At 67.3% G+C, this 13,500-nt stretch carries 10 protein-coding genes; 4 read left to right on the top strand and 6 right to left on the bottom strand.

Going from position 1 to position 13,500, the window contains the following annotated elements; all coding sequences use genetic code 11:
* Positions 1–74 precede the first annotated feature (74 nt).
* Positions 75–4,190 carry a DNA-directed RNA polymerase subunit beta gene (rpoB, locus tag O3139_RS11605; RefSeq protein WP_269514231.1) on the top strand — a complete coding sequence of 1,372 codons (4,116 nt, stop codon included), beginning with the start codon at positions 75–77 and terminating at the stop codon, positions 4,188–4,190.
* Positions 4,191–4,324: 134 nt separating this feature from the next.
* Positions 4,325–8,518, top strand: coding sequence for a DNA-directed RNA polymerase subunit beta' (gene rpoC, locus O3139_RS11600; protein ID WP_269514230.1), 4,194 nt, complete (start codon positions 4,325–4,327; stop codon positions 8,516–8,518).
* An 80-nt stretch (positions 8,519–8,598) separates the two neighbouring features.
* Here the strand turns inward: rpoC and O3139_RS11595 are convergent, their stop codons facing one another.
* Positions 8,599–9,429: a hypothetical protein gene (locus O3139_RS11595; protein ID WP_269514229.1), complete on the bottom strand. Its 831-nt coding sequence runs from the start codon at positions 9,427–9,429 to the stop codon at positions 8,599–8,601.
* Between the two features lie 215 nt (positions 9,430–9,644).
* Between O3139_RS11595 and O3139_RS11590 the strand changes: the two genes are divergently transcribed.
* Positions 9,645–9,809, top strand: coding sequence for a hypothetical protein (locus tag O3139_RS11590; RefSeq protein ID WP_269514228.1), 165 nt, complete (start codon positions 9,645–9,647; stop codon positions 9,807–9,809).
* Between the two features lie 32 nt (positions 9,810–9,841).
* Here O3139_RS11590 and O3139_RS11585 read toward each other — a convergent pair whose 3' ends face one another.
* Genes O3139_RS11585 through O3139_RS11570 form a run of 4 tightly spaced genes read right to left on the bottom strand, consistent with a single transcriptional unit; the run spans position 9,842 to position 12,240 of the window.
* Complete coding sequence (locus tag O3139_RS11585) at positions 9,842–10,639, bottom strand: hypothetical protein (RefSeq protein ID WP_269514227.1); 798 nt, start codon at positions 10,637–10,639, stop codon at positions 9,842–9,844.
* Between the two features lie 60 nt (positions 10,640–10,699).
* On the bottom strand, positions 10,700–11,101 hold the full coding sequence (locus O3139_RS11580) for a DUF5990 family protein (RefSeq protein WP_269514226.1): 402 nt from the start codon (positions 11,099–11,101) through the stop codon (positions 10,700–10,702).
* Complete coding sequence (locus tag O3139_RS11575; protein ID WP_269514225.1) at positions 11,094–11,831, bottom strand: NUDIX hydrolase; 738 nt, start codon at positions 11,829–11,831, stop codon at positions 11,094–11,096. The genes O3139_RS11580 and O3139_RS11575 overlap by 8 nt, the downstream gene beginning before the upstream one ends.
* A 52-nt stretch (positions 11,832–11,883) precedes the next feature.
* A complete protein-coding gene (locus tag O3139_RS11570; protein ID WP_269514224.1) occupies positions 11,884–12,240 on the bottom strand; it encodes a VOC family protein in 357 nt (118 codons plus the stop codon).
* A gap of 273 nt (positions 12,241–12,513) precedes the next feature.
* On the opposite strand from O3139_RS11570, the gene O3139_RS11565 reads away from it, so the two are divergent.
* A complete protein-coding gene (locus O3139_RS11565; RefSeq protein ID WP_269514223.1) occupies positions 12,514–13,035 on the top strand; it encodes a TetR/AcrR family transcriptional regulator in 522 nt (173 codons plus the stop codon).
* Here the strand turns inward: O3139_RS11565 and O3139_RS11560 are convergent.
* Entirely contained in the window at positions 13,032–13,484 is a 453-nt protein-coding gene (locus O3139_RS11560) for a hypothetical protein (protein WP_269514222.1), read from the bottom strand. The genes O3139_RS11565 and O3139_RS11560 overlap by 4 nt on opposite strands.
* Positions 13,485–13,500 lie beyond the last annotated feature (16 nt).

The raw sequence follows: 13,500 nt of genomic DNA, 5'->3' as shown, positions 1-13,500 counted from the left end.
GGCACGCGATCGCGCTGCCGTGGCTGCTGCATTTCACGCGTGTCTCCCCCGGGCGCGCGATATGGGAAAACAGAATGACTGACGTCCTGAACGGTCTCACCATCAACGGTCAGATCGCATCGGCCACGACCTTCACCGGCAAGAAGCGCATCCGCAAATCGTTCGGCCGCATCCCCGAGGCGGTGCAGATGCCCAACCTGATCGAGGTTCAGCGCGAATCCTACGAGCAGTTCCTGCAGCGCGAGGTCCGTCCCGGCGCACGCAAGGAACAGGGCATCGAGGCCGTGTTCAAGTCCGTCTTCCCGATCAAGGACTTCAACGAACGCGCCGTGCTGGAATATGTGTCCTACGAGTTCGAGGACCCGAAGTACGACGTCGAGGAATGCATCCAGCGCGACATGACCTATGCCGCGCCGCTGAAGGTCAAGCTGCGCCTGATCGTGTTCGAGGCGGACGAGGAAACGGGCGCGCGCTCGGTCAAGGACATCAAGGAACAGGACGTCTATATGGGGGACATCCCCCTGATGACGGACAAGGGGACCTTCATCGTCAACGGCACCGAGCGGGTGATCGTCTCGCAGATGCACCGTTCGCCGGGCGTCTTCTTCGACCACGACAAGGGCAAGACCCACTCCTCGGGCAAGCTGCTGTTCGCCGCGCGGGTCATCCCGTACCGCGGTTCGTGGCTGGACTTCGAGTTCGACGCCAAGGACATCGTGTTCGTCCGCATCGACCGTCGCCGCAAGCTGCCCGCCACCACCTTCCTGATGGCGCTGGGCATGGACGGCGAGGAGATCCTGCGCACCTTCTACGAGACCGTGCCCTATGAGAAGCGCGGCGAAGGCTGGGTCACGCCCTACAAGGCCGAACGCTGGAGGGGCGTGAAGCCCGAGTTCGACCTGGTCGACGCCGACACCGGCGAGATCGTCGCCCAGGCCGGTCAGAAGATCAGCGCCCGCGCCGCCAAGAAGCTGGGTGACACGACCAAGTCGCTGTCGCTGGCCGCCGACGCCCTGGTGACCCGTTACCTGGCCGCCGACGCCGTCAACTACGAGACCGGCGAAATCTATGCCGAGGCCGGCGACGAGCTGGACGCTCCCACGATCGAACTGCTGGAAGGCAAGGGCTTCACCACCATCGACGTGCTGGACATCGACCACGTCACGGTCGGCGCCTACATGCGCAACACCCTGCGGGTCGACAAGTCGACGGGCCGCGAGGACGCGCTGTTCGACATCTATCGCGTGATGCGCCCCGGCGAGCCCCCGACCCCGGAAGCCGCCGAGGCCATGTTCAACTCGCTGTTTTTCGACGGCGAACGCTACGACCTGTCGGCCGTCGGCCGGGTCAAGATGAACATGCGTCTGGAAACGCCGGAAGTGTCCGACGAAATCCGTGTCCTGCAGAAGGACGACGTGCTGAAGGTGCTGCAGATCCTGGTCGGGCTGAAGGACGGCCGCGGCGAGATCGACGACATCGACAACCTGGGCAACCGCCGGGTCCGTTCGGTCGGCGAGCTGCTGGAAAACCAGTACCGCGTCGGGCTGCTGCGGATGGAGCGCGCGATCAAGGAGCGCATGTCGTCGGTCGATATCGACACGGTGATGCCGCACGACCTGATCAACGCCAAGCCGGCCGCCGCCTCGGTGCGGGAGTTCTTCGGCTCGTCGCAGCTGTCGCAGTTCATGGACCAGACGAACCCGCTGTCGGAAATCACCCACAAGCGTCGCTTGTCGGCGCTGGGACCGGGCGGTCTGACGCGCGAGCGTGCGGGCTTCGAGGTCCGCGACGTGCACCCGACGCACTATGGCCGCATCTGCCCGATCGAAACGCCGGAAGGCCCGAACATCGGCCTGATCAACTCGCTGGCGACCCACGCCCGGGTCAACAAATACGGCTTCATCGAGAGCCCGTACCGGCGCGTGAAGGACGGCAAGGCCCTGGACGAGGTGGTCTACATCTCGGCCATGGAGGAGTCGAAATACACGATCGCCCAGGCGAACATCGCGCTGAAGGACGGCATGATCGTCGACGAACTGGTCCCCGGCCGGATCAACGGCGATTCCCAACTGCTGATCCGCGCCGACGTGGACATGATGGACGTGTCGCCGAAACAGGTCGTTTCGGTCGCCGCGGCCCTGATCCCCTTCCTGGAAAACGACGACGCCAACCGGGCCCTGATGGGCGCGAACATGCAGCGTCAGGCCGTGCCTCTGGTCCAGTCCGATGCGCCGCTGGTCGGCACGGGCATGGAAGCGGTCGTCGCCCGTGACTCGGGGGCCGTCGTGGTCGCCCGTCGTGACGGCGTGGTCGAACAGATCGACGGCACGCGGATCGTGGTCCGCGCCACCGGCGACCTGGACGCCGGCCGTTCGGGCGTCGACATCTATCGCCTGTCCAAGTTCCAGCGGTCCAACCAGTCGACCTGCATCAACCAGCGCCCGATCGTGCGCGTGGGCGACGAGGTGAAGACCGGCGACGTGATCGCCGACGGCCCGTCGACGGACCTGGGCGAACTGGCCCTGGGCCGGAACGCGCTCGTCGCCTTCATGCCCTGGAACGGCTACAATTTCGAGGACTCGATCCTGATCTCCGAGCGCATCGTGCGCGACGACGTCTTCACCTCGATCCACCTCGAGGAGTTCGAGGTCATGGCCCGCGATACCAAGCTGGGGCCTGAGGAAATCACCCGCGACATCCCCAACGTCGGCGAGGAGGCCCTGCGCAACCTCGACGAGGCGGGCATCGTGGCTATCGGCGCCGAGGTCCAGCCGGGCGACATCCTGTGCGGCAAGGTCACGCCCAAGGGCGAGAGCCCGATGACCCCGGAAGAGAAGCTGCTGCGCGCCATCTTCGGCGAGAAGGCTTCGGACGTCCGCGACACCTCGCTGCGCCTGCCGCCCGGCGTGGCCGGCACGATCGTCGACGTGCGCGTGTTCAACCGCCACGGCGTCGACAAGGACGAACGCGCCATGTCGATCGAGCGCGACGAGATCGAACGCCTGGGCAAGGACCGCGACGACGAACTCGCGATCCTGGAGCGCAACACCTATGGCCGTCTGAAGCCCCTGCTGCTGGGCAAGAACGCCGTCTCGGGTCCCAAGGGCCTGGGTCGCGGCGAGGTGACGGAGGCCAAGCTGGGCGAGCTGTCGCGCGGCCTGTGGTGGCAGATCGCCCTCGACGACGAGAAGGCGATGGGCGAGCTGGAGGCGATGAAGAAGTCGTTCGAGGATGCCCGCAAGGCCCTCGACCGTCGCTTCGAGGACAAGGTCGAGAAGCTGCAGCGCGGCGACGAACTGCCCCCCGGCGTGATGAAGATGGTCAAGGTGTTCGTGGCCGTGAAGCGCAAGCTTCAGCCCGGGGACAAGATGGCCGGTCGTCACGGCAACAAGGGCGTCATCTCCAAGATCCTGCCGATCGAGGACATGCCGCACCTGGAGGACGGGACCTCGGTCGACGTCGTTCTGAACCCGCTGGGCGTGCCGTCGCGCATGAACATCGGTCAGATCTTCGAAACCCATCTGGGCTGGGCCTCGGCCGGTCTGGGCAAGCAGATCCAGGGTCTGCTGGAAGCCTGGCAGGGCGGTGGCCAGAAGCAGGCGCTGATCGATCACCTGACCGGCATCTATGGCGAGGACACCCCCCTGCCGCAGGAGGAGCACGAGCTGGTCGAGCTGGCGCAGAACCTGTCCAAGGGCGTCCCGTTCGCCACCCCGGTGTTCGACGGTGCCCATATCTCGGACATCGAGGACCTGCTGGAGAAGGCCGGGCTGGAGCGTTCGGGTCAGTCGATCGTCTATGACGGCACGACCGGCGAGCAGTTCAAGCGTCCGGTCACGGTCGGCTACATCTATATGCTGAAGCTGCACCACCTGGTCGACGACAAGATCCACGCCCGTTCGATCGGGCCGTACTCGCTCGTCACCCAGCAACCGCTGGGCGGCAAGGCGCAGTTCGGCGGTCAGCGCTTCGGGGAAATGGAGGTCTGGGCTCTGGAAGCCTATGGCGCCGCCTACACCCTGCAGGAGATGCTGACGGTGAAGTCCGACGACGTGGCCGGCCGGACGAAGGTCTATGAGGCCATCGTGCGCGGCGACGACAGCTTCGAGGCGGGCATTCCCGAGAGCTTCAACGTTCTCATCAAGGAAATGCGCTCGCTGGGTCTGAACGTGGAGCTGGAGAATAGCTGAGGCGAGTGGCGAGTGGCGAGTGACGAGTGGCGAGATTTCGCCGCGTCACTCGCCACCGCCGACTTTCTCGCCACCAGCCACTCGCCACTCGCCACTAGATTTATCGCGGCTCTGTCCGCAGCAAGGAATCCAAGATGAACCAGGAAGTCCTGAACATCTTCAACGCGGTCCCGGTCACCCCGACCTTCGACCAGATCAAGATCGCTCTCGCGTCTCCCGAAAAGATCCGCTCGTGGTCGTTCGGCGAGATCAAGAAGCCCGAGACCATCAACTACCGCACGTTCAAGCCCGAGCGTGACGGCCTGTTCTGCGCGCGCATCTTTGGTCCGACCAAGGATTACGAATGCCTGTGCGGCAAGTACAAGCGCATGAAATACAAGGGCATCATCTGCGAAAAGTGCGGCGTCGAGGTCACCCTGGCCCGCGTCCGGCGCGAGCGGATGGGCCACATCGAACTGGCGTCCCCCGTCGCCCACATCTGGTTCCTCAAATCCCTGCCGTCGCGCATCTCGCTGATGCTGGACATGGCGCTGAAGGACGTGGAGCGGGTTCTCTATTTCGAGAACTACATCGTCACCGAACCGGGCCTGACCCCGCTGAAGCAGAACCAGCTGCTGACGGAAGACGAATTCTATCGCTACCAGGACGAGTTCGGCGATGACGGCTTCACCGCCGAGATCGGCGCCGAGGCCGTGCGCAACCTGCTGATGGGCATCGACCTTCACGCGGAGGCCGAGCGCCACCGTGGCGAACTGGCCGACAGCCCGTCGGAAGTGAAGGCCAAGAAGGCGTCCAAGCGCCTGAAGCTGATCGAGGCCTTCCTGGAATCCGGCAACAAGCCGGAATGGATGATCCTGACGGTCGTGCCGGTCATTCCGCCGGAACTGCGTCCGCTGGTGCCGCTGGATGGCGGTCGTTTCGCGACCTCCGACCTGAACGACCTGTACCGCCGCGTGATCAACCGCAATAACCGCCTGAAGCGGCTGATGGAACTGCGCGCGCCCGACATCATCATCCGCAACGAAAAGCGGATGCTGCAGGAGTCGGTCGACGCCCTGTTCGACAACGGCCGTCGCGGTCGCGTGATCACGGGGGCCAACAAGCGTCCGCTGAAGTCGCTGGCCGACATGCTGAAGGGCAAGCAGGGCCGCTTCCGCCAGAACCTTCTGGGCAAGCGCGTCGACTATTCGGGCCGTTCGGTCATCGTGGTCGGTCCCGATCTGAAGCTGCACGAGTGCGGCCTGCCCAAGAAGATGGCGCTGGAGCTGTTCAAGCCGTTCATCTATGCGCGCCTGGACGCCAAGGGCCTGTCGGGCACCGTCAAACAGTCCAAGCGCATGGTGGAGCGCGAACAGCCCCAGGTGTGGGACATCCTGGAAGAGGTGATCCGCGAGCACCCGGTCATGCTGAACCGCGCGCCGACGCTGCACCGTCTGGGCATCCAGGCGTTCGAGCCCAAGCTGATCGAGGGCAAGGCCATCCAGCTGCACCCGCTGGTCTGCGCGGCGTTCAACGCCGACTTCGACGGCGACCAGATGGCCGTGCACGTCCCGCTGAGCCTCGAGGCCCAGCTGGAAGCGCGCGTGCTGATGATGTCGACCAACAACATCCTGTCGCCCGCCAACGGCAAGCCGATCATCGTGCCGTCGCAAGACATCGTCCTGGGCCTGTACTATCTGTCGCTGGTCAAGGACGGTGAGCCGGGCGAGGGCAAGCTGTTCGCCAACGTCGGCGAGATCGACGCGGCGCTCGACGCCGGTGTCGTGACCCTGCACACCCGCATCAAGGCGCGCTGGACCGAGGAAGACAAGGACGGCAACGAGATCACGCGCGTGATCGATACGACGCCGGGCCGGATGAAGCTGGGCGCGCTGCTGCCCAAGAACCCGAACGTCGGTTACCGCCTGCTCGAGAAGAACCTGACCAAGAAGGAGATCGGCAATCTGATCGACGTGGTCTATCGCCACTGCGGTCAGAAGGCGACGGTGATCTTCGCCGACCAGATGATGGGCCTGGGCTTCAAGGAAGCCGCTCGCGCCGGCATCTCGTTCGGCAAGGACGACATCGTGATCCCGGCCAAGAAGGTCGAGATCGTCGCCGCCACCCGCACCCTGGTCGAGGAGTATGAGCAGCAGTACGCCGACGGCCTGATCACCAAGGGCGAGAAGTACAACAAGGTCGTCGACGCCTGGGCCAAGGCCACGGACCGGGTCGCCGACGAGATGATGGGCGAGATCGCGCAGCCGCGCGTGCTGGCCTCGGGTCGTACGGCCGAGATCAACTCGGTCTATATGATGGCCAACTCCGGCGCCCGCGGCTCGCAGGCCCAGATGAAGCAGCTCGGCGGGATGCGCGGCCTGATGGCCAAGCCGTCCGGCGAGATCATCGAGACCCCGATCGTGTCGAACTTCAAGGAAGGCCTGACCGTCCTCGAATACTTCAACTCGACCCACGGCGCCCGCAAGGGTCTGGCCGATACCGCGCTGAAGACCGCCAACTCGGGTTATCTGACCCGCCGTCTGGTGGACGTGGCGCAGGATTCGATCGTCACCGAGGAAGACTGCGGGTCCACGCGGGGCATCACCCTGCGCGCCGTGGTCGAGGGCGGCGACGTGCTGGTCTCGCTGGGGCAGCGCGTCCTGGGCCGCTACAACGCCGAGGACATCAAGGCCCCGGGCACCGACACCGTGCTGTTCCCGGCCGACACCTATCTGGTGGAGGATGTGGTCGAGGTCATCGATCGCGAGGGCGTCCAGTCGGTCAAGGTCCGTTCGGCCCTGACCTGCGAGGCCGAAGCCGGCATCTGCGGCATGTGCTACGGCCGTGACCTGGCGCGCGGCACCAACGTCAACATCGGCGAAGCGGTCGGCGTCATCGCGGCGCAATCGATCGGCGAGCCGGGCACCCAGCTGACGATGCGGACCTTCCACATCGGCGGTACGGCCCAGGTGGCGGAAACCTCGTTCTACGAGGCGACCAATGCCGGGACGATCAAGATCGTCGGCCCGACCGTGACCGGCACCCAGGGCGACCTGGTGTCGATGAGCCGCAACGTCGTCGTCACCGTCATGGTCGATGGCAAGGATCGCGAAAGCTACAAGATCCCGTACGGCGGCCGTCTGCGCGTCAAGGAAGGCACCGAGGTCAAGAAGAACCAGCGTCTGGCCGAGTGGGACCCCTACACCACCCCGATCATCACCGAAGTGGGCGGCACCGTCCGCTTCGAGGATCTGACCGAGGGTCTGTCGTTCCGCGAGGAGACCGACGAAGCGACGGGCATCGCCCAGCGCGTCGTCATCGACTGGCGTGCCTCGCCCCGCGGTTCGGACCTGCGTCCGGCCATGGGCATCACGGCGGGCGACGCCTACACCAAGCTGGCCTCGGGCTCGGACGCCCGGTACCTGCTGCCGGTGGGGGCCATCCTGTCGGTCGCCAACGGCGACGAGGTCAAGCCCGGCGAAATCCTGGCCCGTATCCCGACCGAGGGTGCCAAGACGCGCGACATCACCGGCGGTCTGCCGCGGGTGGCCGAGCTGTTCGAAGCCCGTCGTCCCAAGGACTGCGCGGTCATCGCCGAGATGGACGGCCGGGTCGAGTTCGGGCGCGACTACAAGAACAAGCGCCGGATCAAGATCACGCCGGAGCTGAACGCGGACGGCGAACAGCCCGAAGCGGTCGAGTTCCTGATCCCCAAGGGCAAGCACATCTCCGTTCACGACGGCGATCTGATCCAGAAGGGCGACTACATCATCGACGGCAACCCCGATCCGCACGATCTGCTGCGCATCCAGGGCGTCGAGGCGCTGGCCGAGTATCTGGTGAACGAGGTGCAGGAGGTCTATCGCCTGCAGGGCGTGCCGATCAACGACAAGCACATCGAGGTGATCGTTCGCCAGATGCTGCAGAAGGTCGAGATCATCGACTCGGGTGAGACCACCCTGATCCGTGGCGACACGGTCGAGGTGGCGGAAGCCGTGCTGGAGAACGAGAAGGTCGAGAAGCGTGGGGGCCGGATCGCCACCACCCAGCCCGTCCTGCTCGGCATCACCAAGGCCAGCCTGCAGACCCGCAGCTTCATCTCGGCGGCGTCCTTCCAGGAGACCACCCGCGTCCTCACCGACGCCTCGGTCAACGGCAAGAAGGACACGCTGGAAGGCCTGAAGGAGAACGTCATCGTCGGCCGCCTGATCCCGGCGGGCACCGGGGCCTATCTCCGGTCCTTGCAGAAGGTCGCCAATGCCCGCGACGCCGAGCTGACCTCGACCCGCGAAGCCGCGATCGAGCCCCTGCCGGCCGAACTGCAGCTGGAGCTGGCCGAGAGCGAGTGATCGCCTTCCGTCCCGGGTCGAACCCGGGATGACAGGTTCAGAATGAAGGAGGGCGGTTCCGGCGACGGGGCCGCCCTTTTCTATTCCTGTCCCCGGATGGGCCGCATCGGCTGGAGGTCGTTCGAGCCGAGCCCGGGGTTGGCCACCGTTGTCGCGCCCTGGCGGATCGCGGGATCGAGGTGGGCGCCCGCACAGCCGGCGCCGAGGTTGGACCCCGGACAGTCGCCGACGCCGATGATGCCGACGCCTCCGGATAATGGGCGCCGCCGGGACTCGTACTGGGCCAGGGCGCGGGCGCCGTCGCGGGCGAACCCAGCCTCACGCCGGGCCTCGGAGGCGTTGAGCGTGCGGGCTCCCGGAGGGCCGGCGCGACCGGCCCTCTCGTTGAAGCGGTCGTCGCAGAGCTGTTGCTCCGAAGGACTCAACCGGCCGTCCATGGCGCGGCAGCCAACGGCCCCGAGACGAAGGGACCGGGCGACAGCGGCGCGCTGGCTTTCCGGCGTCACGCGCCAGGACTCCTCGGCGGCCTGTGAGGGGTCGGCTGGTGCGTCGGGCGCGAGGTGCGGGTTCAGCGGAGAGGGTCTGGACACCGCCGCAGTGCGATCCGTTGCGGCGGAACCGGGAGCAGTCTGAACCTCATCGATAGTCGGCGTCGTCCCTGCGGATGCAGCGGCAGGTGCGAGCCGGACCCTTTCGCCGGGCAGCCGGGGACGCGGTTCAATGTCGAGATAGATAGGGGGATCGAAGTCCGGACCCGCGACCACGCGAGGATTCTCGAAAAAGCGCAGCGCCAGAGGCGTCAGGATCGCGATGTGGAACAGGACCGATCCGGCAAACAGTGCGGCGCGGCGGACCCGTACCGGCCCGAAGGTCGGTCGCAGTCCCGAGAGGTTAAAACTGGCGTCGACCACGCATCCTCCCCGCCTTTCACCTCAAGGCTGAAGGGTGACCGTGGCGGGATCAGGGCACGCTGGGCCGACATTCCGCGACGGCGTCGCCCCTTTTCTTCTGCTGCGGTGTCCCCGCGCACCCCGGCCTTCGTCGGCGTGCACGGGGAAGAGAGTGAGGGCCGCCGTTGACGCCGAGCGCGTGCCAATGCAGCTTTGTCGTGTAGCAGGAGGCTGGAATGACCGGGAACGATACCACGCCGGGCAAGGCGGACCGCGTCACCTGGACCGTCACGACCATCTGCGTGGCGGCGATGCTGGTGCTTATGGCGTTGAACGGCATGATTGAACTCGGCTCAGCTGCTCACGACGCCTTCTGCCCCGAACACGGCTGGGCGGTCTGATACCGGGTCGCTCTGCGACGATCAGCCCAGGGTTATTTCGGCCCGGCCGTGCCGCCGAACGGTGCGTCTTCCTCATGCTGAAAATGGGGGGGCAACAAGGCTCCGGCACAGGTCCCGCGCAGGTTGCCGCCGACGCACTCGGGCGAGGCGCCGACGATGCCCACACCCGGGCGGCCTCCCCGCAGCGAGTCGTACCGGGCGAGCGCGGCCGCCCCGTCGCGGGCGAACTGGGCCTCGCGGCGGGCTTCGGAAGCGTTCAGTGTCCGCGGACCCAGTGGCCCGGCCCGACCGGCGGCCGCGTTGAAACGGTCGTCGCAAAGCTGCTGCTCCGAAGCGGACAGACGGCCATCCATGGCCCGACAGCCCGCTGCGCCGAGACGAATCGAGCGGGCGACAGCCGCCCGCATGGTCTCGGGCGTCACCTGCCAGGGGTCCACGGTCGTCGGGGGGGCGTCGGCCGGAGCCTCTGCGGCGATCCGGGGCGAGAGGGGCGAGGGTCGTGCCCCGGACTGACCGGGGGCGGCCGGTGCGGACGACCTTTCGGCCGTGACGTCGCCCAGGGTCGGTGTGGGCTCGGTTCGCGCCGACGCCGAAGCGGGAATGCGGGCCACCTCACCCGGCAGGAGCGGGCGCGGTTCCATCTGGAGGAAGATCGGCGAGTCGTCGACGAGGTCGCGCGGTGCCAGGGGCTTCTCGAAGAACCGCAGCGCCAGAGGCGTCAGGATCGCGATGTGGAACAGGACTGACGCGGCCAGGAGGGCGGCGCGGCGGCGCTGGACCGGCCCGAAGGTCGGCCGTCGTCGGGCGAAGCTCAGACTGGCGTCGACCACGCATCCTCCCTGCCGATCGAACCGAGGCTGAAGGGCGACCGTGGCCGGATCAGGGCAGGGTCAGCCGACGACTTGCCAGGGCGTCAGCGGCCGTACCGTGGCGCAGGCGGGCGTGCCGTCCCTGGCGCGTCCGGGCAGGGTGGCCCCGATCACCGCGCCGGGTTTCAGCAGGTCGGCGGGGATGTCGTGGACATCGATCTTGGCGCGGCGGCTGACGACGGGCAGGCCGGGCATGGTGCCGCCGATGGCGATGTAGACGAAGCGGCGGTCCTTGCCTTCGCGCCGCACGAAGGTTCCGCCCAGCTGGCCGTCGGGGCGCAGATCGACCGGCATGTCGAAGGTCAGGGGAGCCTCGGTCGACAGACGGATGTCGTGGGGCGCGTTCTTCGCATCCTGTCGCCAGTAATGCAGGCCGGGCACGGGGTCGGCGATCGTCAGGCGCAGGGTCAGGGTCTCAGTCATGGGTCACCCGATGGCTGCCGCGCACCATGCGCACGAACGGGATGGGGCGGTCCTTCCCGGCTCGTCGCCCTGCGCCGTCCGGGATGACCATCCGCCCGGCCACCTCGGCCAGGACGAACCGCGTGATCGAGGGCAGGTCGAGGGCGCGGGCCTCTTCCAGCGGGAGCCAGGCGATCTCGTCCAGCTCGCCGGATCCGGCCGTCGGCTCGGGGGCCAGCAGGGCGGCCGCGTCCGCCATGAAGAACCGGGCGTCGAACCGGCGCGTGCGGCCCGGCGGGGTGATGGCGCGCGCGACATAGTCCAGGGCGGCGAGGTCTGGCAGGGCCCCGATGGCCCGGAACGCGCGCCATGGCCCGGCGACGGAGGCGGACGGGGCCGGGCGACCGAGGATCAGTCCGGTCTCCTCGAACGTCTCGCGCACGGCGGTCAGGCACAGGGCGCGGGCGCGGTGCGGGGCCAGTTCGGTCTCCAGACGAGCGCTGGTGGCGGCCGAGGGCTCGGTGGCCGAGGCCGCAGCGAAGTCCGACCGGTCGATCCGGCCGCCCGGAAAGACCCATTTGGAGGCCATGAAGACATGGCCGGGTGCCCGCCGACCCATCAGCACCTGCGGGCGCGCGCCGGAGCGGACCAGAATCAGGGTCGCGGCGTCCTTCGGCCGCTGTCGCGGACCGGCCAGGCGCGGCGCGTCGGCCAGGTCCTGGGCGGCATCGAAGGGTTGAGGGGACGACATGTCCGAGCGATGCCACGCGGGCACCGGCAAGGAAAGAGCGACGAATGCGGCGTCAGTCCAGCACGCGGCCGATCCGGATCAGGGCCCCGGACGGATCGCTGACCGAGAACTCATAGGTGCCCCAGATGCGCGCATGCGGACCCTGAGGTTCGAGGATCAGATCGCGGACACGGTCGGCGACGGCGTCGACGTCCTCGACATAGAGGTAGAGGCCGAGCGGATTGTCCTCGATGCGACGGGGCCAGTCGGGCGTGGACCGCAGGTGGATGCGCCAGCCCCTGCCGTCGTCGAGCAGGCGATAGTCGCCGTGGTCGCTGACGACCTCGAAGCCGAGGCGGCGATAGAAGGCGGTGCTGGCATCGAGGTCGCGGGCGGGGACGATGGCGGCGGCGTGGTGTCGGTCTGTCATTGGGCTTCCTGCAGGCGAGCGAGGATCATGGCCGCCGCAACGACCAGCGACCAGAGGGCGAAGGCGGTCGCCGCTGCGATGAGCGCGCCGTCGGCGCGGGTGTGGCTGGTCATGGTGGTCCCCGGTTCAGGGACCCTATGTGCCCGGGGTCCGCGCGCCGGGCGACGGACGACCTCGGCCGACGTCCGCTAACGGACGAATGACGGCGAAAGTCCGCAAAGGGAGTGCGGCATTCGGGCTGAACCCCGGCGACCGATCCGCTAGCATGGAGCCATGACCGAGGCCGTCGAGGATCTGGACCGGCGCAGCCAGCGGACCCGCAAGGCGGTGTTCGACGCCTTCACGCGCCTGATCTTCACCCACCGGTACAGTGCCATCCGGACGTCGGACCTGATCGAGGCAGCGGGCGTTGGACGCTCGACCTTCTATGAGCATTTCCGCAACAAGGACGATGTGCTGGTCTGGGCCATCGACCCGATCTTCGCGCCCCTGGCCGAGGCGGCGGCGGGACGGGCGAGCCTGCCCCGGCTGCGGTTTGTGGTGGACCACCTGTGGGAACGCCGGGCACTGGCGCGGGTGATGTTCGAGCCGCCGCTGTCCGCGAAACTACAGCGGAAGCTGGCGGGAATGATCGAGGCGCGATTGGGGCAAAGGGCACCGGACGCCCTGCCGAATGCCATGATGGCCGCCGCATCGGCGGCCGCCCAGCTGGCCCTGCTGCGGGTCTGGCTGAGCGGGGAGGCGGCGTGCGATCCGAAGGTCCTCGCCCATCGACTGGCCGATAGAAGGGTTTAGAGCAATGGGCGCTTCAGTTGACGCATGGGCGTCCATCGAGACGGGTTCATCACAGCGAGCATAACGGGCCACAGCGGACATGACGGGATCGAGACCGTGGTGCCATCGCCGATCGCTTCCTTCACGCTCGATTTCTCGTCGGAGGGAGGATCGGCGGCAAAGCCGCCCTTGTCTCGTTTCAGTGCCAGGAAGGATCGACAACGCGACAACCGCCCGGTCCCGTCGTGCTCGCTGTGGCTCGTTGTGCTCGCCGTGATGAACCTTTCGACCCGCGCCAACTGAGCCGACGAATGGTCTAGGGTCTCGCGCACGGCGGTCAGGCACAGGGCGCCGGCGCGGCGGTGCGGGGCCAGTTCGGTCTCCATACGGGCGCGGGTGGCGGCCGAGGGCTTGGTGGCCGATGCGGCGGCGAAGTCCGACCGGTCGTCCGGCCGCCCGGAACCACCCACCTGGAGGCCATGAAGA

Source organism: Brevundimonas subvibrioides (genome assembly GCF_027271155.1).
GTDB classification, from domain to species: Bacteria; Pseudomonadota; Alphaproteobacteria; order Caulobacterales; family Caulobacteraceae; genus Brevundimonas; species Brevundimonas subvibrioides_D.
The sequence above is the reverse complement of the archived record's forward strand: the minus strand, read 5'-3'. Positions and strand labels throughout refer to the sequence as shown.

Coding starts and splice junctions, on each gene's coding strand:
- rpoC (WP_269514230.1), top strand. CDS start 4,325: ATGAACCAGGAAGTCCTGAACATCTTCAACGCGGTCCCGGTCACCCCG.
- O3139_RS11565 (WP_269514223.1), top strand. CDS start 12,514: ATGACCGAGGCCGTCGAGGATCTGGACCGGCGCAGCCAGCGGACCCGC.
- rpoB (WP_269514231.1), top strand. CDS start 75: ATGACTGACGTCCTGAACGGTCTCACCATCAACGGTCAGATCGCATCG.
- O3139_RS11580 (WP_269514226.1), bottom strand. CDS start 11,101: ATGACTGAGACCCTGACCCTGCGCCTGACGATCGCCGACCCCGTGCCC.
- O3139_RS11575 (WP_269514225.1), bottom strand. CDS start 11,831: ATGTCGTCCCCTCAACCCTTCGATGCCGCCCAGGACCTGGCCGACGCG.
- O3139_RS11570 (WP_269514224.1), bottom strand. CDS start 12,240: ATGACAGACCGACACCACGCCGCCGCCATCGTCCCCGCCCGCGACCTC.
- O3139_RS11590 (WP_269514228.1), top strand. CDS start 9,645: ATGACCGGGAACGATACCACGCCGGGCAAGGCGGACCGCGTCACCTGG.